The organism is Ruegeria sp. AH3, from assembly GCF_056536265.1.
Window position 1 is genome coordinate 491,417 of record NZ_JBQFJL010000001.1, and the last position, 19,477, is coordinate 510,893.

At 56.6% G+C, this 19,477-nt stretch carries 23 protein-coding genes; 13 read left to right on the forward strand and 10 right to left on the reverse strand.

The window, feature by feature from the left end; all coding sequences use genetic code 11:
• The first annotated feature begins 29 nt into the window (after positions 1-29).
• The 5 genes from ACR3EM_RS02365 to ACR3EM_RS02385 all read left to right on the forward strand — a co-directional run bounded on the left by ACR3EM_RS02365 (position 30) and on the right by ACR3EM_RS02385 (position 2,871).
• Positions 30-1,172: a Hint domain-containing protein gene (locus ACR3EM_RS02365; RefSeq protein ID WP_480469217.1), complete on the forward strand. Its 1,143-nt coding sequence runs from the start codon at positions 30-32 to the stop codon at positions 1,170-1,172.
• 169 nt (positions 1,173-1,341) lie between these two features.
• On the forward strand, positions 1,342-1,629 hold the full coding sequence (gene rpmB, locus ACR3EM_RS02370; protein ID WP_008756960.1) for a 50S ribosomal protein L28: 288 nt from the start codon (positions 1,342-1,344) through the stop codon (positions 1,627-1,629).
• Between the two features lie 184 nt (positions 1,630-1,813).
• Positions 1,814-1,957, forward strand: a complete 144-nt coding sequence (locus ACR3EM_RS02375) for a hypothetical protein (RefSeq protein WP_480469218.1) — start codon at positions 1,814-1,816, stop codon at positions 1,955-1,957.
• Positions 1,958-2,031: 74 nt separating this feature from the next.
• Positions 2,032-2,382, forward strand: coding sequence for a hypothetical protein (locus ACR3EM_RS02380; RefSeq protein WP_480469219.1), 351 nt, complete (start codon positions 2,032-2,034; stop codon positions 2,380-2,382).
• Positions 2,383-2,430: 48 nt separating this feature from the next.
• Positions 2,431-2,871 (forward strand): copper chaperone PCu(A)C, encoded by a 441-nt coding sequence (locus ACR3EM_RS02385; protein ID WP_480469220.1) that lies wholly within the window; start codon positions 2,431-2,433, stop codon positions 2,869-2,871.
• 92 nt (positions 2,872-2,963) lie between these two features.
• Here ACR3EM_RS02385 and ACR3EM_RS02390 read toward each other — a convergent pair whose 3' ends face one another.
• Together ACR3EM_RS02390 and ACR3EM_RS02395 are read right to left on the reverse strand one after the other, a co-directional pair.
• On the reverse strand, positions 2,964-3,572 hold the full coding sequence (locus ACR3EM_RS02390) for an HdeD family acid-resistance protein (RefSeq protein WP_480469221.1): 609 nt from the start codon (positions 3,570-3,572) through the stop codon (positions 2,964-2,966).
• Positions 3,573-3,636: 64 nt separating this feature from the next.
• Positions 3,637-4,338 carry an NAD-dependent deacylase gene (locus ACR3EM_RS02395; protein WP_480469222.1) on the reverse strand — a complete coding sequence of 234 codons (702 nt, stop codon included), beginning with the start codon at positions 4,336-4,338 and terminating at the stop codon, positions 3,637-3,639.
• 27 nt (positions 4,339-4,365) lie between these two features.
• On the opposite strand from ACR3EM_RS02395, the gene ACR3EM_RS02400 reads away from it, so the two are divergent.
• Entirely contained in the window at positions 4,366-4,815 is a 450-nt protein-coding gene (locus tag ACR3EM_RS02400; RefSeq protein ID WP_480469223.1) for a low molecular weight protein-tyrosine-phosphatase, read from the forward strand.
• Between the two features lie 242 nt (positions 4,816-5,057).
• Complete coding sequence (locus tag ACR3EM_RS02405; RefSeq protein ID WP_480469224.1) at positions 5,058-5,849, forward strand: inositol monophosphatase family protein; 792 nt, start codon at positions 5,058-5,060, stop codon at positions 5,847-5,849.
• A gap of 3 nt (positions 5,850-5,852) precedes the next feature.
• On the opposite strand, the gene ACR3EM_RS02410 is transcribed toward ACR3EM_RS02405, so the two are convergent.
• From ACR3EM_RS02410 to ACR3EM_RS02430, 5 genes are read right to left on the reverse strand one after another with little or no spacing between them, the layout of a single operon-like run.
• Entirely contained in the window at positions 5,853-6,419 is a 567-nt protein-coding gene (locus ACR3EM_RS02410) for a histidine phosphatase family protein (RefSeq protein WP_480469225.1), read from the reverse strand.
• Positions 6,420-7,490, reverse strand: a complete 1,071-nt coding sequence (locus tag ACR3EM_RS02415; protein ID WP_480469226.1) for an ABC transporter ATP-binding protein — start codon at positions 7,488-7,490, stop codon at positions 6,420-6,422. It abuts the gene before it with no gap.
• A complete protein-coding gene (locus ACR3EM_RS02420) occupies positions 7,487-9,703 on the reverse strand; it encodes an ABC transporter permease (RefSeq protein WP_480469227.1) in 2,217 nt (738 codons plus the stop codon). The genes ACR3EM_RS02415 and ACR3EM_RS02420 overlap by 4 nt, the downstream gene beginning before the upstream one ends.
• The gene (locus ACR3EM_RS02425) at positions 9,704-10,729 is read right to left on the reverse strand and encodes an ABC transporter substrate-binding protein (protein WP_480469228.1); all 1,026 of its coding nucleotides are present in this window, start codon (positions 10,727-10,729) and stop codon (positions 9,704-9,706) included. It abuts the gene before it with no gap.
• Between the two features lie 57 nt (positions 10,730-10,786).
• Positions 10,787-11,251, reverse strand: coding sequence for an NUDIX hydrolase (locus ACR3EM_RS02430; RefSeq protein ID WP_480469229.1), 465 nt, complete (start codon positions 11,249-11,251; stop codon positions 10,787-10,789).
• 271 nt (positions 11,252-11,522) lie between these two features.
• On the opposite strand from ACR3EM_RS02430, the gene ACR3EM_RS02435 reads away from it, so the two are divergent.
• From ACR3EM_RS02435 to ACR3EM_RS02460, 6 genes are read left to right on the forward strand one after another with little or no spacing between them, the layout of a single operon-like run.
• Positions 11,523-12,305, forward strand: a complete 783-nt coding sequence (locus ACR3EM_RS02435; RefSeq protein WP_480469230.1) for a DeoR/GlpR family DNA-binding transcription regulator — start codon at positions 11,523-11,525, stop codon at positions 12,303-12,305.
• 60 nt (positions 12,306-12,365) lie between these two features.
• Positions 12,366-13,340, forward strand: a complete 975-nt coding sequence (gene phnD / locus ACR3EM_RS02440) for a phosphate/phosphite/phosphonate ABC transporter substrate-binding protein (RefSeq protein ID WP_480469231.1) — start codon at positions 12,366-12,368, stop codon at positions 13,338-13,340.
• 60 nt (positions 13,341-13,400) lie between these two features.
• On the forward strand, positions 13,401-14,195 hold the full coding sequence (gene phnC, locus ACR3EM_RS02445; RefSeq protein WP_170352080.1) for a phosphonate ABC transporter ATP-binding protein: 795 nt from the start codon (positions 13,401-13,403) through the stop codon (positions 14,193-14,195).
• Positions 14,192-15,007, forward strand: a complete 816-nt coding sequence (phnE, locus tag ACR3EM_RS02450) for a phosphonate ABC transporter, permease protein PhnE (RefSeq protein WP_480469232.1) — start codon at positions 14,192-14,194, stop codon at positions 15,005-15,007. The genes phnC and phnE (ACR3EM_RS02450) overlap by 4 nt, the downstream gene beginning before the upstream one ends.
• Complete coding sequence (gene phnE, locus ACR3EM_RS02455) at positions 15,007-15,822, forward strand: phosphonate ABC transporter, permease protein PhnE (protein ID WP_480469233.1); 816 nt, start codon at positions 15,007-15,009, stop codon at positions 15,820-15,822. Before phnE (ACR3EM_RS02450) ends, phnE (ACR3EM_RS02455) begins: the two co-directional genes overlap by 1 nt.
• Positions 15,786-16,724, forward strand: a complete 939-nt coding sequence (locus ACR3EM_RS02460) for an HAD-IIA family hydrolase (protein ID WP_480469234.1) — start codon at positions 15,786-15,788, stop codon at positions 16,722-16,724. Before phnE (ACR3EM_RS02455) ends, ACR3EM_RS02460 begins: the two co-directional genes overlap by 37 nt.
• Before the next feature lie 114 nt (positions 16,725-16,838).
• Here ACR3EM_RS02460 and ACR3EM_RS02465 read toward each other — a convergent pair whose 3' ends face one another.
• From ACR3EM_RS02465 to ACR3EM_RS02475, 3 genes are all read right to left on the reverse strand, one after another.
• Entirely contained in the window at positions 16,839-17,780 is a 942-nt protein-coding gene (locus ACR3EM_RS02465; protein ID WP_480471884.1) for a LysR family transcriptional regulator, read from the reverse strand.
• A 66-nt stretch (positions 17,781-17,846) separates the two neighbouring features.
• Positions 17,847-18,155: a hypothetical protein gene (locus ACR3EM_RS02470; protein WP_480469235.1), complete on the reverse strand. Its 309-nt coding sequence runs from the start codon at positions 18,153-18,155 to the stop codon at positions 17,847-17,849.
• A gap of 164 nt (positions 18,156-18,319) precedes the next feature.
• Positions 18,320-19,462, reverse strand: a complete 1,143-nt coding sequence (locus tag ACR3EM_RS02475; RefSeq protein WP_480469236.1) for a hypothetical protein — start codon at positions 19,460-19,462, stop codon at positions 18,320-18,322.
• Between the last annotated feature and the right edge of the window lie 15 nt (positions 19,463-19,477).

Below are 19,477 nucleotides of genomic sequence, written 5' to 3' on the forward strand. Positions count from 1 at the left end.
TCAGGCTGACTGTTCAGGAACCGCCGCCTATGCCCGATATCAACGGCACCAATGGCAATGATGATATCGATGTCACCAATGACAACGGTACCCTGAACGGGAATCCGGCCACGCCGCCAGTGACAGGTGTGCGGGGGCGTGGTGGCGATGACGATATCGACATCATCAACAGCACGATTACCGGCAATGTCGTGGGTAATGCTGGCAGTGACACGATCACCGTCTCGGGCAGTACGATCGGCGGGCGCCTCGCGGGCGGGGCCGATGCTGACACCATCGATATCAACGGATCGACGGTTGGCAATATCCGGTTGGGCGGCGGCAACGACACGCTGAACTTCACCGCCACCACGGTCACCGGCGACATTCGCGGCGGGGGCGGCACAGATACGCTGAACCTGCCGGTCGGAACCGTGATCAATGATGATGTATTCGGTACCATCACCGTTGAAGACGGGGTCGGCTATTCGATATCCAGCGGCACCTTCACCCTGCCGTCGGGCATTACCGTCACCTATTCCGCCTTTGAAAATGGCAGCGGGATTCCCTGTTTTACCCGCGACACACGGATCACGACACCGAGTGGGTCTGCTCCGATCCAGTCCCTGCGCACCGGTGATCTGATCCCCGCATTGGGGCCGGGGCCTCAGCCCATCCGCTGGATCGGTCGCCGTCGCTTTGAAAGGGCGCACCTGCAAGCCAATCCCAAACTCTGGCCCGTGCGCATCCTTGCCGGCGCGCTGGGCGGTGGGTTGCCTGCGCGCGATCTTCTGGTTTCGCGCCAGCACCGTATGCTGGTGCAGTCCAGAATCGCGCAGCGCATGTTCGGTGAAACCGAGGTGCTGATCCCGGCCATCAAACTTACAACGCTGCCGGGCATCTATGTCGATGATAGCGTTGATAGCGTCGAGTATTTTCACCTGCTGTTTGACCGCCACCAAGTGATTTTCGCCGAGGATGCCCCGACCGAAAGCCTCTATACCGGACCCGAGGCGCTGAAATCGCTCAGCCTTGCATCACGGCATGAAATCTTCGGGATCTTCCCCGAACTGGCCGAGATGAACTACGTCACGGACCCGGCCCGTCTGATCCCGCGCGGGCGTTTGCAGGCGCAGCTGATCGCCCGGCATCTGAGGAACAACAAACCCCTGTTGCAGACCCCGGTGATGTAGCGGAAAAGGAATTCAGCGCCTGCGCAAAGATTTCGCCGCAGCCGTCTTGACCCTCCGCGCGATTCCCACTACACGCATCCAACCAGTTTTCGGGCGCGACTTCGGGTTGCGCCCCTTGTGATTTGGCCGCGGGTCTTGTACCCGGCCTCCAGAAACAAAGGAAGAAACCATGTCGCGCCGTTGCGAACTGACCGGAAAAGGCCCGATGACTGGCAACAATGTCAGCCACGCCAAAAACAGAACTCGTCGTCGTTTTCTGCCGAACCTGAACGACGTCACCCTGCAGTCGGAAACCCTGGGCCGCGGCGTCAAGCTGCGCATCTCGGCGGCTGCCCTGCGCTCGGTCGACCACCGTGGTGGTCTGGACGCGTTCCTGGCGAAAGCCAAGGATGACGAGCTGTCCGCGAACGCTCTGAAAGTTAAGAAAGAAATCGCCAAGGCACAAGCTTCGGCCTGATCGCTTTCTCACACGAGAATTCAGCCCTGCACCTCGCGGTGTGGGGCTTTTTCTTTTTTGTCTCTGCGTGCGCGCACGGGATTGTCCTCGAATTAATGATAAAATGCCCCGTTTGGTGATGTTGTTCACAGAACGCCCAATGAATATTGCATATGTTTACGCCTATTCATGGTGAGGGGGCCTCATGTCTTTTAAAGTAACGAATTTCCTGTTGTTGTTGCCAACCACGATCATAACCGCAGTGACGCGCTGCACCCGGATGCAACGCCGGGTGAACCGTCTGCATACGGGTCTGAACACCGAGTCGGTCAAGCCGCCCAAAAACTGAACCGAGCCATACTGTCTCAACCCTCCCTTTCCGCTTGATGCGGTTCGGGAGGGAAGCCTATATCTTGGCCCGAGATGACGAGCTTTTTTCGCACATTGCTGCCTTATGCGCTGTCCCTGCTGGTGATCCTCACCGGGCAAGGGCTGGCTGGGTCGCGCGGTATGGATCGCGCGGTCGGGCAGATGGTGCTGTGCACCGGCTCGGGGCCTGTTGTCGTCTATATGGATGCCGAGGGCCAGCCGACCCAAGCTCCGCACTATTGTCCGGATTATGCGCTGGCGCTGCTTGGCGCGATCCACGAAGCGCCCATTGTTGTACATCAGGCCCCGTCCCGGATGCAGGCCGCGCCTCTGTTGCGGTCGCATGACCTGATTTCCGCACCGCTGCCGCTGCACCCGGCACGTGCGCCTCCGTTCTTTGTCTGATCCCGATTCCCAAACCAAATTCAGACATTTACTTGAGGAGAGATCAAAATGACTCTCAAATCCACCCTGCTTGCAACCCTGACCACAGTGGCCCTTGCGACTGGAGCCATGGCCGCTGATGGGATCACGGTCGACGACCCCTATGCGCGGTCTTCGAGCAAGACTGCCAAGGCCGGTGCGGCCTTCATGATGATCCAGAACCAGAGCGACACCGACGACCGCCTGATCGGCGCAAGCTCGGACGTGGCGGCGCGGGTCGAGCTTCACACGCACGTGGTCGATGACAACGGCGTCGCCAAGATGATGCATGTCGAGGAGGGCTTTGCCATTCCGGCCGGTGGAACCCACATGCTGCAGCGCGGGGGTGATCACGTCATGTTCATGGGCATCAAGGCTCCGTTCGAACAGGGGGCGACCGTTCCTGTTACGCTGATTTTCGAACAGGCCGGAGAGGTCGAGATCGAAATCCCCGTCGATCTAGAGCGATAAGCCAAAGGCAGGGGCTGGTATCAACGCCTGTCTTCGGGCCGCGCAGCGGCCGTCATCCATGCGTCAGGCCGGGCATTGCCCGGCCTGTTTCGCTACCGGTTGACGACTCGCATTTCCAGCCGATCGCCAGCCTTTTTGAACCGTGCGGCCAGAAAGAACATCACTACGGCAGAGGTCAGCGCGAAGAATGCAATCGCCCAGCCCAGTGCAACCATCCCGCTGCCGGGCCAGAAGATCAGCACCAAACCAATGATCAGCGCGAAGATGCCTGAGTTGCGCACCGTCGCGCGTTCCGGGTCTTGGGGGTGCATCTGCGGCAGCGCCATGAGCGAGCCGATGGCCACGAACAGCGCCATTGCCCCCATCAGCGTGAATGCCAGCCAAGCCACACCCTGTGGCCAGATCAGCAGCACCAGTCCGATCAGCGCAGTGCCGATCCCGACGCCGCCGACCAGCCCGCGCCGCCCGAACCCCAGCCAGGTCAGCGCGCCATCCAAAATCAGCAGCGCCCCGACCAGCCGCAGCAGCAGCGATATGCTGCTGGTGGGCCAGAACAGAGCTGCGATGCCGATCAGACCAGCCAGAATCCCGCGCAGCAGAAAAGTCCACCACAGGCTGGCCAGATTGGTGCTCAGCGTATCACGGGCGTCGATGCTGCTCTCGTCAAGGATCTCTCCATCTTTGGGCGGTAGATTAGTCATGTCACTCACTCGGCTTCCTGTTTCCTGCACCATAGACGGGAGGATGCGCCATTGTCTGCCCTTATCACGTGCTGCCGCGGGCCAGCAGCCCGTCGACCCAGCGCGGGATCACCTCCGACGCGGGCCCCAGATGGGTTTCGTCGAAGATCGAGCCTCCGGCAGACGGCTCAAGGTTCAACTCGACCGTTCGCGCGCCCACAGCCCGCGCCTCTTGCACGAAACCCGCCGCAGGATAGACCTGACCCGAGGTCCCGATTGAGGCAAACAGGGTGGCTTCGGTCAGGTGATCGTAAATTTCATCGATGAAATAAGGCATCTCGCCGAACCACACCACGTCCGGCCGGGCCGAGGGCTGCTGACAGACGGGGCAGGGTTCGCCCACCTCCATCTCGGGCGGTGAGGTCCAACGGTGCCCGCAAACTCCGCACAGAGCCCCCGCCAAGGTGCCATGCATATGGATCACCCGCTCTGCCCCTCCGGCCTCGTGCAGGCTGTCGACATTCTGGGTAACGATGACCACCTCTCCGGGCCAGTCCTTCTGCAGCCGCGCCAGCGCCTGATGGGCGGCGTTGGGCTGAGCCTTGGCGGCCTGAACGCGGCGGGCATTGTAGAACTGATGCACAAGCGCCGGGTTTCGGGCAAAACCCTCGGGCGTCGCCACATCCTCGATCCTGTGCTGCGCCCATAGCCCGCCTTCGTCGCGGAAGGTGCCCAGCCCACTTTCGGCCGATATCCCGGCCCCGGTCAGAATGACGATCTTTTCCATGCCCGCCTCTCGCGCTACACCAGTCCTATGACACAGCGTATCCTTTTCGTCTGCCTGGGCAATATCTGCCGCTCTCCCGCCGCCGAGGGTGTTTTTCGCGCGCGCGCCCCGCACCATCAGACCGACAGTGCCGGAACCTCGGGCTGGCATATCGGAGACCCGCCCTACGGCCCGATGCAACAGGCCGCCCGTGCCCGCGACATTGACCTCAGCGATCTGCGCGCCCGTCAGTTCGTGGCCGAGGATTTCTACCGCTTCGACCTGATCATTGGCATGGATGCCGACAACATCACCAATATCGAAGCCCTGCGCCCCGACGGCAACGGAACCCCGGTCCGCCTTCTGACCGAATTCGCGCCTCACACCGATGCAATCCATGTGCCCGATCCGTACTACACCCGAGATTTTGACGGAGCATTGGATTTGATTGAGGCAGCGGTGGACGGGCTCGCGCTTCACCTGCGGAGCCAAAACTGATCGCTCTGGCAGTTTTTCAGACGCGTCAAAACGGGTTAATGGCGACTTCAGAGGCCAATCTGGGCAATAATCAGCAGACTATCAAATGTGAGGATGATTGAGGAAGAGATCCTCAATACAAACCTTCCAGGCTGGCGGCATCGAAATAGTCCCAAAAAACAAGCGAAACAACTCTGTGATTGCCAGGCATTCGCTTGACCTGCAATGCTCAAGGAAATTCTCCAACCGGAAAAGGTCCGCGCATGTCTCAACTTTCAGAACGCAGAGATTTTGCCATCGCGGTCTGCGAGGAGGCTGGGGTAATTGCCCAAAAGTACTTCGCGGATCGAGGTAGTCTTGTTGTTGATCAAAAAGGCGCTCAGGACTGGGTCAGCGAGGCGGACAGGAATGTCGAAACTTTCATCCGCCAAAAGATAGCAGAGGCGTGGCCCAAAGATGGGGTTATTGGTGAAGAGCACGGTGCGGCCGCGGGAGAGAGCGGTTTTGACTGGGTGATTGACCCAATTGATGGGACAACGAACTTCGTCAACGGCATACCAGCATGGACTATTGTTCTTGCCGGTGTCACCCGAGGACACACCGCGGTAGGTGTGATCCGCGATCCAAATATGGATGAAACTTTTGTGGCAACGCGCGGAGAAGCTTCGACACTTAACGGATCACCAATGCGCGTCGCATCAGGGGTAGCGCTGCGGGACGGAACAGTCGCCGTGGGGTATTCGAACCGGGTCGAGACCCGCCATGTTTTACCAGTTGTCGAGAAGCTGATCGAGCGCGGAGCTATGTTTCACAGAAACGCCAGCGGAGCGCTTTCGTTGGCCTATGTCGCTGCTGGGCGACTTTTGGGATACGTAGAAGAACACATGAACGCCTGGGATTGTCTGGCTGGGCAATTGCTGATCTCGGAAGCCGGGGGCGTTGTTGAGGAACAGAATGCCGATGCGATGATCCGAGAAGGCGGGCGCGTAATCGTGGGGACTCCGGAAGTGTTCGAGACGCTGCGCGAAATCGCAGAGAGCGCTTGGAACGCCTAACGTCTATGCCAAGGCGACCCAACATGAGTTAGGCCTAAGCGTCTTTAAATCTGCCTGCCAGAAATGGCCTTGTGAGGGCTGGTCGTGTTTACGGTCTATCGAACACTCCGACAGTGCGCACCATAGCAACGTGCCGACCGCTCCGTGCGTAACAATTACAAGATCACCGGTGTCATGCGTCTGGATAATCTCGGTGACTGTTCGATGAATGCGTATCTGCGCCTCGATAGCTGTTTCCCAACCGCGATAGCTGACTTCCGGCTGAGCAAAGAAAGCATCAGCCGCTGCCTCGAATTCGTCCCGGGGCAAATAACCGGTAGCGCTGCGGTCGTTCTCGCCAAGACCCAAATGGTAATTCACGGGAAGCGTTCGTAGTGCAGCAAGAATTGTGCCTGTTTCACGGGCCTTTTGCTCGTTGCTTGCCCAGATTTGCGTGATATTCGACAAGATTTCACTGGTTGCAAATTCAGTGGCGCGTCTGCGGCCCGTCGCGCTCAGACCCCAATCTGTGATCGGGACGTCCGGATCGATTGAGACCTCGGGGTGTGTGATGACAATAAGTTTCGGCATTTAGTCTGGCAAAAGCACTGGCCCTTTTTCGGTAAAACCCATCCTGATTTCGGTGCCGGGTTCAAGCGGCGCATCAACATCGTCGTGGACGGCAAACACCTGTCCAAATTCACCTGTCAGCGTGTATTCCATCCGAACGCCCACATAAGTCGCCTTGGCCACCGTGGCCGGTATGCCCTGATTGGAACCGATCACCAGACGTGAGGGTCGCACCGCGATGGTCGCTGTCCCTTCGGACAATCCGCGGTGTGGCAGCGTATGGCGATAGCCTTCGATCTCGATGGTTGCCACGTCGCCATCGATATCAACAATCTGGCAATTCAAAAGGTTTGCCTCGCCTATGAAATCGGCAACAAACCGGTCATTGGGGGCATCGTAAAGCTGGCGTGGAGTGCCTATTTGAGCGATCGCTGCGTTACGCATAACAACAATCTCATCCGAGACCGCCAGTGCCTCTTCCTGATCGTGGGTCACGTAAACCACTGTCAGGCCAAGGTCTTGCTGGATTGCCCGAATGTCCTCACGCACCTGACGGCGAAGTTTGGCGTCGAGATTGGACAGCGGCTCGTCGAACAGCAACACTTGTGGTTCAAGAACCAGCGCGCGCGCGACGGCAACACGCTGTTGCTGGCCGCCGGATAGTTCCGAAGGAAGGCGATTGTCGAACCCCTGAAGACCAACCAACTCCAAACCATACAATGCGCGGCTGCGAGCCTCATCTTTTGCAAAGCCCGAGAATGTGAGGCCATACATCACGTTCTCCAGCACGCTCATATGAGGGAACAGAGCGTATGACTGAAATACCATGGATACGTCGCGGTCGGTGGCTGGCAGTTTGGTCACGTCCCGGTCACCAATCAGGATCTTGCCAGAGCTTGCCATCTCCAACCCTGCAATCATGCGCAGCGTTGTTGTTTTTCCGCAGCCCGACGGACCAAGTAGTGTGACGAGTTTTCCCGCCTCTACGTGCAGATTGATGTTATCGACGGCGACGACGTCCTTGCCGAACACTTTCGACACATCCTCAAAGCGTACCGGGGCGGCCTTGGAACCGATTTTGGTGTCGGTCATGGCGATGTCTCCGTTCCGTGCTGCGTGCGCCGGCCAATCTGGACCCGGCCGACGAGAAGTTGCAATAAGCCGACTGCCGCGAGCATCACGAAGATCAGCGTCGTCGAATAGGCGATCGCAAGGCCATAGTCGTTATTCTCGACCCGACCGATGATGTAGCTGGTTGCCATGTCATACTCCGCGCTGACCAGAAAGATGACGGCTGAGATTGCCGTCATGGCCCGAACAAAACTGTAGACAAGCGCAGCAAGTATCGCAGGGCGCAGCAGCGGAAGGATGACATTTCGGAACGTCTGCCATGAGTTCGCGCCAAGAGTCAGCGAGGATTCATCAAGACTGCGGTCCAGCTGTGACATGCTCGCGATTCCCGCACGAACGCCGACCGGCATGTTTCGGAAGATGAAGCTGACCACGAGGATGACGCCTGTGCCAGTGATTTCGATTGGCGGAACATTGAAGGCCAGAATGTAGCTAACGCCAATTACCGTGCCGGGGATGGCGAAGGACAGCATGGTGCCGAACTCAAAGGCGTTCTTGCCCGCAAAACTCTGTCTGGTCAGCAGATAGGCCGTTACCAGCCCAACGGCGGCAGTCAATGGCGCTGCAATGGCTGCGATTGTGATGGTGGTCCAGAAACTGTCCCACGCGGCGCCGGTCCAGCGTATGCCCTCTTCTTCGAAGCGAACTGAGAATGCGGTGATGTAGTGCTTGATTGTCAGTGAATTATCGACTCCCCACAGCTCGACCACACTGCCGTAGATGATCATCGCATAGACAATAATTGTGAACAGTGCCCAACCCAAAGCGATGAGCAGTACAGGAACCGAAAGGCCGGTTGGCATCAACGGATGCACTCCCGCATCGCCTTTGCCTGTGACGGTTGTGTAGCTCTTCTTTCCCAGCCAGACGCGCTGCGCATAAAAGGCCGAAAGAGTAAAGAATAGCAGAACCATGGCTAGAACCGCGGCTCGGCCCTGATCGTATTGAGCACCGACGATTGCGAAGAATATCTCGGTCGACAGCACGTCGAAATTCCCGCCCAATACAAGCGGGTTTCCGAAATCAGCCATGCTTTCGATGAAGCCCAGAAGAAATGCGTTCGCAAGACCCGGTCGCATCAGGGGCAAGGAAACCGTCTTGAACGTCTGCCATCTGCTGGCGCGGAGCGTTTGGGCTGCTTCCTCCATCGACGGAGAGACGCCTTCAACCACGCCTATGAGTACGAGAAACGCAATTGGCGTAAACGCGAGTGTCTGCGCGATCAGAATGCCTGGCATTCCGTAAAGCCAGCGCGTCGGTTGTGTGCCGAGAAGTTCGGCAAAAAAACGGGTGACAGAGCCGGACAGGCCAAAAAGCAGGATGAGCGCTAGGCCGATCACGAATGGCGGGGTGATTATTGGCAAAACCGTCAGGGCCCGCAGTGCGCGCTTGTAGCGAAAGCCCGAGCGCGTCACGACCAACGCGAAGCACAGACCCAGGACCGTGGTGATGACGCCGACAAGGATGGCGAGGAACAGTGAATTCCAGGCGGCACCGCAGCGCGCGCCCTGAAAACACCCCAGACCCCACAGTCGATCATCAAAAAACTTCGAGAAGAATACCGCGATGGAATACGCACCGTCTTCGGTGATGAAGGCTGCGAAAAGCATCTTGGCGATAGGGAAAAAGACAAACGCGGTGACAATTGTAATTACGCCGCCGATAGCGCTGACGACAAATACATCACCGTTAATGGCACCCCTTGCCGCGATCCCCTGAGTAAGCAGGAACAGAAAGCTCGAGGCACATATCATCGCGCCATAGCCCATGCCGAACTGACGATCGCCAAGTTCGCCAAACATCGCCTCCAACCAATCGAAGTTGAAGCCCCTGATACCGATGCTGAATCCCTGAGCGATCAGCCAGCCAAAGCCGAGCGCTCCGGACAGGATCAGCATGCGGGCGTAAAGCGGGTCAGATTTGGTGCGCTTCAACACCAGAAGCGGGAGGGCGAGGGCGATTAGAAGCGGAGCGAGCCAAAGTTTTTCGCCTTGTCCAATCAGAAACGCAGCGGGGGCATAATCCTCATCGAACGGGTAGCCATCCAAAAGCCACTCGAACGACCACAGGCCGCCGTCAACCATGTACCAGGGCAGCAGGCAGAATCCGACCCACCCGGCGATGATCCAAAAGATCAGGACCGGATGGGTCGTTTTTGAGTTCTGGTCAGTCATTTATTGCGGCAGAGTCGAAACCTCTTCGTCCCATTTTTGCAATAGACGCTTCCGTTCGTCTGAGGAGCCATACTTTTTAAAGTCGTAGTCAATCAGCTTGATCTGGCTCATGTCAGGCGCGCTTTCCGAAGTTTCCGCGCCCTTGTTCGATGGCACCTGAAACGCGTTGACTTGAAGGGCAAGGTTCTGAGCTTCGGGCGACAGGGCCCAGTCATAGAACTTCTTCGCCTCTTCTTCGTTGCGGGCTCCGTCAATAATCGACATGGAGCCAATTTCGTACCCGGTGCCTTCGCAGGGTGCGACGACCTTGATCGGGAACCCGGAAACGGCCTGTTTCACGGCGTCATGCATGAAGACGATACCAATTGTGTTCTCGCCACGACCGGCGGCCTTGATCGGCGCCGAGCCTGACTTGGTATATTGGTTGATGTTCGAATGCAGGCCCTTCATGAACTCAAAGCCTTCATCCTCACCGAAGATCTGCACCATTGAGGCCAGCGTCGTATAGGCCGTGCCCGACGAGTTCGGGTTGGCCATCTGAACGTGCCCTTTGTATTCGGGCTTCAGCAGGTCTTTCCAGCAGGCAGGTTCGGGCAGGTTGTTTGCCGCCACAAGATCGGCGTTGTAGCCATATCCAAGCGCGCCCGAATAGATGCCGATCGTCCTATTGCCAGCACTCTCGGCCTGAGAAATCGCCCAATCATGAAGCTGGTCGCGCATTGGCGATACATATTCCATTGTCAGACCTTCTTCAGCGGCTTGCAAATGCGGATCACCCGTGCCACCCCACCAGACGTCTCCTTTGGGGTTCGAACTTTCGGCGCGGATTTGCGCAAAGGTCTCGCCTGACGATTTTCGCGTCATATTGACGTCGATGCCGGTCGCATCTTCAAAGCTGCGCGCCATCAGTTGGCACCAATCTTCTTGCGCCGAACAATAGAGGGTCAGCTTCTCGGCCTGTGCTGCCGACAGTGACGCGGCAAGGGCAATCAGTGATCCGACTGCAGTGGATGTCAATTTTCTCATCTTTTCCTCCCTTTTGTGCTTAATGCATCCCGGCTTCCCGGTCTTTTATGTCTTTCCTCAAGCAGCTTTTCGAAGCTTCTTCACGACAGATTTAACTTCTTGATCGTCTGTTAGATTTTTCAGCAATTGTGACAGGTCTCTTTCTTCGACCAGCTTTGCGGCTTTTGCCGGTGAAAACCAGTGACGCGTCCGCTCACCTTCTTCCTTCCAGCGTCGCTTCAGCTTTTCAACGACCATTGGATAAAGGGTGACGCGGCAACGAACGCTGCTTCGACCTTCGTACCGCTTGTCGTAGAAAAAATGGCCGATTGACCGTTTCGAGATCGTACCGACTGCGCCCGCTTCTTCCTGAGCTTCTATTTCAGCGGCATGCCATGGCTTTTTGCCGTCCATCAGCCATCCCTTTGGGATAACCCACCGACCAGTATCTCGTGAAGTGACCATCAGAACACGCAACTTGCCAGCCTTGTCCCAGCGCATCGGAAGCGCCGCAATCTGATCTGCCGTTTCGCCGTCGCTCATACTGTCTCTCAATGCCATATGATCAAATCCCAAAAGGAAACTGCCTTACTAGCAAATTGGCTGGTTAAGACGTCCCTTCGATTTTCATTCTGAATTTGATCAGTCTGTGCATCTTTACTCTGTGCTTTGAAATATTTGGAACTTCTCGAATTCTCACAACCTTTCGAGGGTTATGCAACAAAAATTATTGCAAAATGTCCGAAAGCCCACAAAAGTAGATTTCGAAACCTAGTCGGGTCGTCGGATGTCCAAAACCAAAACGCGCGGTAAAGTGTCTGAGAAGAACCAGAGCAGGGTCAAGAAGTCCGACCGGCGCCAACAGATATTGTTGGAGTTGAAGCTGCGCCCGCACGTTCGCATCAACGAACTCGCACAACGGTTCAACGTCTCCAACGAGACGGTACGCAGGGATTTCGATGCCCTGTCGAATGACGGCTTGATCGCGCGCGCGCATGGGGGGGCATCAGCCCCTGCGCAAGGGCACTATCCAGGTTTGGATGAACGGACAAATGCGCAGGTTGAGGAACGCGAGCGGATAGGTGTTACGGCGGCAGAACTGATCCGGGCCGGTGAAACGGTCATGATCGATTCCGGCTCGACCACCATCGAGATGGCGCGTGCGCTGGCTTATCTCGGCACCCATTGCACGGTGATTACCAATTCAATTCCCGTTGCGATGACCCTCGGCCATGGGGCTGCGCAGGTGCTGTTGTGTCCGGGGGAATATCTGGCAACTGAATCTGCAACGATCGGAACCGAAACGCTGGAATTTCTGTCCCGTTTCAACGTCGACAGGTGCATGATCGGATCTTCGGGCTTCTCTACCGAAGGTCCGTCAGAGACAGTGCAGGGTTTTGCTGCAGTAAAGAGGATGATGCTGACGCGTGCCGAAAAGCGACATCTTCTTATTGATTCCGGGAAGTTCGGCCGCAAGGGTCTGTCCCAAGTGGGAGATATCAACGGCCTGGATTCTATAGTTACCGACAAAAAACCAACAGGAGAATTGCGTAACGCTATTGAGGGCGCCGAGGTCGATGTTCTCGTCGCCGGGTAGGCAAGACATGATTCATTAACAGCGGATCGATAGAGGACCGCGAATGACTGGGAGGAAAATATGAAGATCGATATCAAACTGTTGATTGGGGCATCCGCAATCGCGCTCATGTCGCTGAGCGGGACGGCGTCGGCGCAGGATTGTCCGCGCGGTGACCTGGACGAGCGTTTTTGTGACGCAGATGGGGATTTGATTGCGGATATCCCCACCGATCCCTCTGAACAAATTGATCCTGACACCCTGATTTTTGCATATACGCCGGTTGAAGATCCCGCCGTATACAAAACCGCCTGGTCTGATTTTCTTGACCACTTGAAAGCGGAAACCGGCAAGGACGTTGTCTTCTTTCCAGTTCAGAACAATGCGGCCCAGATCGAAGCGATGCGTTCTGGGCGTCTGCATATCGCGGGCTTCAACACCGGCTCTAACCCGTTGGCGGTAAACTGCGCCGGGTTCCGGCCATTCACGATCATGGCTTCGAAAGACGGTAATTTCGGTTATGAGATGGAAATCATCACTTATCCGGGTTCGGGCATCGAAAAGGTCGAGGACATCAAGGGCAAGCAACTGGCCTTTACCTCACCCACATCCAACTCAGGCTTCAAAGCGCCCTCGGCAATCCTGAAAAGCGACTTTGATCTTTTGCCCGAACGGGATTTCGAACCTGTCTACTCGGGCAAGCACGACAACTCGATCCTGGGTGTTGCCAACAAGGATTACCTGGCGGCGTCGATCGCGAACTCGGTAAAATCGCGGATGATCTTGCGCGATGTGATCAAGGAAGATGATGTTGTAACGATCTACAAGTCGCAGACCTTTCCAACCACCGGGTTTGGTACCGTCTACAACCTGACGCCCGAGTTACAAGAGAAGATCCGCAATGCCTTCTTCAACTTTGACTGGGACGGCACGACCCTGGAAGCTGAGTTCTCGAAATCGAACGAAGGCCAGTTCCTTGAGATGACCTATCAGGAATTCTGGGATGTCATCCGTAAGATTGACGCAGCAAATGGCGTCTCCTACGCCTGCCAGTGATCTTTGGCTAATTCGGCGGGCCTGAAAGGGCCCGCTATTCACCCTAATCTGGGGCATTTTATGCTGCGTCTTCAAAAGCTGACGAAAACATACAAAACCGGAGATCAGGCTCTGAAGGCCATTGATCTTGAGGTTCCAAAAGGACAGGTTCTTGCGTTGATTGGGCCCTCGGGGGCAGGCAAATCGACCATGATCCGCTGCATTAACCGGTTGGTTGAACCCACAAGCGGTGGCGTCCTTCTGGATGACGTGGACCTGACCAAACTCGGATCGGGCGCCCTGCGGAAAGCGCGCCGCGAAATGGGCATGATCTTTCAGGAATATGCCTTGGTCGAACGCCTCACGGTGATGGAAAACGTGTTGTCGGGACGGCTGGGATATGTGGGGTTCTGGCGCAGCTTTCTGCGGCGATATCCGCAATCGGATGTCGACGAGGCCTTCCGCCTGCTTGATCGGGTGGGGCTTTTACATATGGCCGACAAACGGGCGGATGAACTGTCTGGTGGTCAACGCCAAAGGGTCGGCATCTGCCGCGCCTTGATTCAAAACCCGAAACTTCTGTTGGTTGATGAGCCGACAGCGTCGCTGGACCCAAAGACCAGTCGCCAGATTATGCGCCTGATCACCGAACTGTGTCAGGAACGCGGACTGGCGGCCATTATCAATATCCATGATGTGGCGCTTGCCCAAATGTTCGTTCCGCGCGTCGTGGGCCTCCGCTTTGGCGAAATCGTGTATGACGGTCTTCCAACAGGCCTTACCCCCGAGAAGCTGACCGAAATCTATGGGGAAGAGGACTGGGAAGCGACCATCGAAAAAGTCGACGAAGATGAGGATGTCGAGGCTGCGGAATGAGCCATCGAGAACTAGACGACATGTTGGGAAAGGGTTGGCGTAAGCCTGCCTTTGTCAAAAACCCCTTGCTCCGCTGGGCATTGTTGCTGGGTTTTTTCGCCTATCTGATCGCGGCCTTTATGACCATCGAAGTTGATTGGGGCCGGGTCTATGAAGGACTGGACCGGGGGTGGGCATTTGTACTTGCGTTTACCAGCCCGGACTTCATTTCACGGTGGTCAGACATTTGGAGCGGCCTTCTGGAAAGTATCATAATGACCGTGGCCGCGTCGGTCGTGGGCATCCTGATTTCGATCCCGATTGGATTGGGAGCGGCCCGCAATATCGCGCCATTGCCGATCTACATGATTTGCCGGGGCATCGTCGCGATAAGCCGGGCTTTGCAAGAGATCATCGTCGCCATTTTGCTGGTGGCTATCTTCGGCTTTGGTCCGCTGGCAGGGTTTCTTACGCTTTCCTTCGCCACCATTGGGTTTCTCTCCAAACTTCTGGCCGAAGATATCGAAGCAATGGACAAGGTTCAGGCCGAGGCGATCAAAGCCTCGGGCGCGCGCTGGCCACAATGGATCAACTATGGCGTTCAGCCACAGGTGATGCCGCGGCTTGTGGGGCTTTCCATGTATCGGATCGACATCAATTTCCGAGAAAGCGCAATTCTTGGGCTCGTGGGCGCTGGCGGTATCGGTGCAACGTTGAACACTGCATTTGATCGCTATGAATACGACACGGCAGCAGCCATTCTTATCCTCATCATCGGGATCGTCATGGCACTTGAATACCTTTCCGGAATTATCCGCGCGAGGGTTCAGTAATGCCGGTACTTGAACGCGACGACACACAAATCTGGCGCCGGCGAACGACGGGTCAAAGTCTGGTTCGATGGTTCGGCTGGCTGTTGGGGGTGGCAGTCTTTGTCTACTGCTGGCAGTTCATCTCGGAATCAACGACCTGGTTTTTCGTCTGGGACGCGCCCCGCATCGCCAACGATATCTGGACCCGTGCAACGCCTCCCAAATGGGACTACATCACCCAACTGGGCCGTCCGATTTGGGATACTCTGAACATCGCCACCCTGGGTACAATCATCGCCCTGTGCATGGCGGTGCCGGTTGCCTTCTTGGCGGCCCGCAACACCACGCCATCGGCCCTGTTCATCCGACCCATCGCCCTGCTGATCATTGTTTCGACCCGCTCAATCAACTCGTTGATCTGGGCGCTTCTGCTGATCGCGATTATTGGTCCTGGTGTGTTTGCCGGTGTCATAGCAATCGCCATCCGTTCAATCGGGTTCTGTGCAAAGCTTCTTTATGAAGCAATCGAGGAAATTGATCACACTCAGGTCGAAGCCATCACGGCCACCGGTGCTTCACGCTGGCAGGTCATGGCTTACGGAATCGTTCCGCAAATTCTACCCGCTTTTGCAGGCATTGCTGTCTTCCGTTGGGATATCAACATCCGCGAATCCACAGTGCTTGGGCTGGTCGGAGCCGGCGGCATCGGGTTGCAATTGTCAGCTTCACTCAACGTTCTGGCTTGGCCACAGGTCAGCCTGATCCTGATTGTAATTCTTGTCGCGGTCATGATCAGCGAATGGGTTTCGGCGAAAGTACGAGGGGCCATCATTTGACCGGTTTCTCTGCGCAAGAGGCTTTTGAAGCCTACGAGGCGGTACGACACCGCCTTCCAAAAACCAGCACAGCTGAAGTGAGCTATCGTCAGGTCGAGACGCTAGAGGACATAGCTCATGAGTTCGACGTGTTTCTCCTCGACGCCTTCGGAGTTCTTAATATTGGCGAAACGGCGATCCCGGAGACGCCGGATCGGGTCAGGTCACTGCAAGCCGCCGGCAAGCGTGTTCTGGTCGTGTCGAATGCCGCGGGATTTCCCCACGCAACTCTTTTGGAGAAATATACCAGGCTTGGCTATGACTTCGCGCCGCAGGACGTGATCACTAGCCGGGCTACGTTGTTGTCTGAGCTAAACGGCCAAAGTGAATTGCACTGGGGATTGATGGCAACCCCCAGCGCCGGTCTTCGAGATTTGGAGGGGCTGACACTCTCCTATCTGGAGGATGACCCGACGCCCTACGAAACCGTCGACGGGTTTCTGATGATCGGGTCGGCAGTATGGACCGAAACGCGTCAGGCCATGTTGGAGGCCGCCTTGCTGGAGCGCCCCCGCCCGGTAATGGTCGGCAACCCCGACATTGTCGCTCCTCGTGAATACGGTTTTTCCCAAGAGCCCGGCCTTTTTGCGCACCGGCTGGCAGATCGGACAGGTGTCGTCCCTCAGTTCTTTGGCAAGCCTTTCGCCAACATCTATGACCTTGCGTTCCAACGCCTCGGGCACATCGACAAGTCCCGCGTTCTGATGGTTGGTGACAGCCTGCACACCGACGTTCTGGGCGCACGCAGTGCGGGCATAGCTTCGGCACTCATCTCAGGATTTGGGTTCTTTGCAGGGCATGATGTCGAAGCAGCGATCAGGCAGGCAGGGATAGTACCGAACTTTGTGGTAACCCGCCCCTGAGTTTAGGGCATTCTCTTTCGATGGATATTTAGTCCAACTCGAATAGCAGATCTCTCGGGCTTAGCCGCCCCTTATCTCCGCCGGGTACAAATTCGAACTCGTCTGTCCTCTGCTCTAACTCATCACCTTCAGCTGCCCGCTCAACCACGGCAGCTGCGCCACGGCAGGATCGACGATCTGGCTCTGCATCAGCCGCCGGATCATGTCCGCCACCTCCTGCGGCACCTGATCTGACCAGTCGGTACGGGTGAACAGCGAGATTGTGCGCGCGAATTCGCCAAACGGGGCAGGGTGGGCCTCCATCCCGTCATGGAACCGGGCCGCGCGCATATAACCCAGCGGCGTGGTGATCGCCCAGCCCAGACCCCGCGCAACCATCGCCATCAACGCGAGGTGAGAACCGATCTCGAACCGTTCCTCGAACTCCAGCTGTTGCCGGGCCAGATGGCTTTCGATCTGACGGCTGATCAACTGCTCGCGGGCATAGCGCAAGAAGGGCAGCTCCAGCATCGGCTGTTCGACCCCCTTGGGTGCCACCAGAATGAACGGATCCTGCACCAGCGGGTATTCGACCACGCCCTCCAGCACCTCGCCTGAATGGGCCGAAACGGCCAGATGCAGGCGCTGGGCTTCCAGCTCCTCAAACAGGTCCAAACTGGGCAGCGTGATCAGCTTGAATTTCGAACGGGTCAAACTGTCGGCCAACAGTGTGGCCAGCCGCGGTGTCAGATCATTGTCGAAATCATCGATCAACCCGATGGACAGTGTGGTCAGATGCCCCAGATCCATCACCGCAAGCTCGCTCTGCGCCACCTGCAGCTCACCCAACACCGCCTGCGTGCGTGTCAGAAAGCTGCGCCCGGCCTGTGTCAGCCGCATCGGCCGCCGCCCGTGATCGACCAGATCGGTGCCCAGAGCCTTTTCCAGATTGCGCAACTGCTGGCTGACCGAGGGCTGGCTGAGCCCCGTGATCTCGGCCGCCTGCGCCACCGATCCCGTCCGTGCCAGCGCCTCGAACACCTCAAGGCCCCGCAGGGTCAGCCCTTTCATCACCATCGCACATACCTTTCGCTGCGCCATTTCTGGGGCGCAGCGTGCATCAGGTCAAGGATTGCGTCTGGCTTAGCTGCAGATCGCCTGCGCCATCTGGCCAAAGTTCTTATACCGATCCCACAGCGCATCATCGCGCGCGGTCTGCGACATCTTCAACTCCTGCGCCTGATGGGGGTCTTCGAACCACTTGGCCACGGTCTTCTGATCGCCACGCGTCAGCGCCTGATCAGCCACGCGCTGAATGCAAGAACACCGATCCCGCGTCGCCGCCTCACGGTCCGACGCCAAACACGCCCGCTTGATCTGTGCCGCGTCCGCGACCGGAGCCACCGATGTCAGCGATGCCGCACAAAATGCGATTAGGAGTAACTGTTTCATACTCGAGCCTCGTTTTTTGCCTGCCCGGACGGGTCTTCTGCCCCTCTCGGTCTGCGGCGGAGTATGAATCAAAGTGGATTCGGGATCAATCGGGTGGTTCGAAAAAGTGAATACACGAGTCAGAAATGCCCCACCCCGTAGGCTGGGTTTCAGCCCGGCACTGGTCAGCGCAGGAATGGCAACCAGCGCCCCAAGGCTTCGACCAACGCTTCGATTTTCTCAGGATGTTTAGCAATATAGGTATCCACCACTGCGGTCGTGACTTTCTTGGAGCCTATGACGACAACGGTTCCAACTGCCAATTTAACCGTCAGTGCACTCCATTTGAGCACGTCGCCCAAACCTGATTTGAGCTTGCTCAGGATAGTTTCAATCCACTCTGAAGGCGGACTTTCCTCTTCCAGAGCTGTTGAGAGTTCTTCGGTGGCTTCCCAGATCAAAGTTATTGAACCAACCAAAAGCTCATCTTGAATGCTTTCAGGAGGGTTGTTCCCTCCGATACCGTGGCGCGCAGAGGTTCTGGAATAAGGGTCGTCGTCTAAGCCCTTGAGGGCTGTTTCAACATCCCAGCGAGCCCGAATTTGTTCGATTTCAAGGGCGACGGCATCTAGCCCGGAGCTCCAGATATCTTCGCTAATTAATGCGATCCTTCTTTGAAGCTGCCAGTCTAGCGGCTTTCCAACTAAAAACCCGTGGTGCCACTCACGCCAGAATGCGAACCTCTGCTCATGAAAATACTCGCTGTAGTTGATGCGCTGATCCAAAGGCACTTTGAAATCGACAGTGTCATTCCAAAGTGGTCGATCGAATGCATCTCCCTTTGGGATACGTGAGTCGGCAAGGCTTGTGTTTAACAATAGTGCAAATGCAGCATCATAAGCATGCCGCGTCGAGAAATCTCTAGGAGTTTGACCAAACAGGAATTGCTCCTGATTAGCCTCTGACGCAAATGATATTGCTACACTTTCGATAGTCTCAATTGCAATTGTACTGTCACGGTTAATTGTGGCTATGGCTGCGAGGTACGCAGATGACTGCCCTATGAAACGTTCACGTGCGATTAGGTGTGCTATCGTTCGATTCAGCGCGTTCTTTGACTCAATACAATGAAACCGAGAGTGGACAACTGCCTGCAGCAACAGCCGCCCGTACGGAAATACATTTTTCTCACTTGCGTCGATGTTGCCGCTCTGGTTTGGCGGGGTGAAATTCCTAATGGCAGCTCGAAGCGCAACTTCGATGCACTTGTCTATTGAGTGGTGCTCAAGTGCCAATTTGAGCTGCTCCAAATTTTCCACTTCGACCATCGCCACCTCATCGCA

What these genes read in the sequence shown, in the direction of transcription:
- ACR3EM_RS02365 (WP_480469217.1), top strand. Translation starts at nt 30, where the DNA reads ATGCCCGATATCAACGGCACCAATGGCAATGATGATATCGATGTCACC.
- rpmB (WP_008756960.1), top strand. Translation starts at nt 1,342, where the DNA reads ATGTCGCGCCGTTGCGAACTGACCGGAAAAGGCCCGATGACTGGCAAC.
- ACR3EM_RS02375 (WP_480469218.1), top strand. Translation starts at nt 1,814, where the DNA reads ATGTCTTTTAAAGTAACGAATTTCCTGTTGTTGTTGCCAACCACGATC.
- ACR3EM_RS02380 (WP_480469219.1), top strand. Translation starts at nt 2,032, where the DNA reads ATGACGAGCTTTTTTCGCACATTGCTGCCTTATGCGCTGTCCCTGCTG.
- ACR3EM_RS02385 (WP_480469220.1), top strand. Translation starts at nt 2,431, where the DNA reads ATGACTCTCAAATCCACCCTGCTTGCAACCCTGACCACAGTGGCCCTT.
- ACR3EM_RS02390 (WP_480469221.1), bottom strand. Translation starts at nt 3,572, where the DNA reads ATGACTAATCTACCGCCCAAAGATGGAGAGATCCTTGACGAGAGCAGC.
- ACR3EM_RS02395 (WP_480469222.1), bottom strand. Translation starts at nt 4,338, where the DNA reads ATGGAAAAGATCGTCATTCTGACCGGGGCCGGGATATCGGCCGAAAGT.
- ACR3EM_RS02400 (WP_480469223.1), top strand. Translation starts at nt 4,366, where the DNA reads ATGACACAGCGTATCCTTTTCGTCTGCCTGGGCAATATCTGCCGCTCT.
- ACR3EM_RS02405 (WP_480469224.1), top strand. Translation starts at nt 5,058, where the DNA reads ATGTCTCAACTTTCAGAACGCAGAGATTTTGCCATCGCGGTCTGCGAG.
- ACR3EM_RS02410 (WP_480469225.1), bottom strand. Translation starts at nt 6,419, where the DNA reads ATGCCGAAACTTATTGTCATCACACACCCCGAGGTCTCAATCGATCCG.
- ACR3EM_RS02415 (WP_480469226.1), bottom strand. Translation starts at nt 7,490, where the DNA reads ATGACCGACACCAAAATCGGTTCCAAGGCCGCCCCGGTACGCTTTGAG.
- ACR3EM_RS02420 (WP_480469227.1), bottom strand. Translation starts at nt 9,703, where the DNA reads ATGACTGACCAGAACTCAAAAACGACCCATCCGGTCCTGATCTTTTGG.
- ACR3EM_RS02425 (WP_480469228.1), bottom strand. Translation starts at nt 10,729, where the DNA reads ATGAGAAAATTGACATCCACTGCAGTCGGATCACTGATTGCCCTTGCC.
- ACR3EM_RS02430 (WP_480469229.1), bottom strand. Translation starts at nt 11,251, where the DNA reads ATGAGCGACGGCGAAACGGCAGATCAGATTGCGGCGCTTCCGATGCGC.
- phnD (WP_480469231.1), top strand. Translation starts at nt 12,366, where the DNA reads ATGAAGATCGATATCAAACTGTTGATTGGGGCATCCGCAATCGCGCTC.
- phnC (WP_170352080.1), top strand. Translation starts at nt 13,401, where the DNA reads ATGCTGCGTCTTCAAAAGCTGACGAAAACATACAAAACCGGAGATCAG.
- phnE (WP_480469232.1), top strand. Translation starts at nt 14,192, where the DNA reads ATGAGCCATCGAGAACTAGACGACATGTTGGGAAAGGGTTGGCGTAAG.
- phnE (WP_480469233.1), top strand. Translation starts at nt 15,007, where the DNA reads ATGCCGGTACTTGAACGCGACGACACACAAATCTGGCGCCGGCGAACG.
- ACR3EM_RS02460 (WP_480469234.1), top strand. Translation starts at nt 15,786, where the DNA reads ATGGGTTTCGGCGAAAGTACGAGGGGCCATCATTTGACCGGTTTCTCT.
- ACR3EM_RS02465 (WP_480471884.1), bottom strand. Translation starts at nt 17,780, where the DNA reads ATGGTGATGAAAGGGCTGACCCTGCGGGGCCTTGAGGTGTTCGAGGCG.
- ACR3EM_RS02470 (WP_480469235.1), bottom strand. Translation starts at nt 18,155, where the DNA reads ATGAAACAGTTACTCCTAATCGCATTTTGTGCGGCATCGCTGACATCG.
- ACR3EM_RS02475 (WP_480469236.1), bottom strand. Translation starts at nt 19,462, where the DNA reads ATGGTCGAAGTGGAAAATTTGGAGCAGCTCAAATTGGCACTTGAGCAC.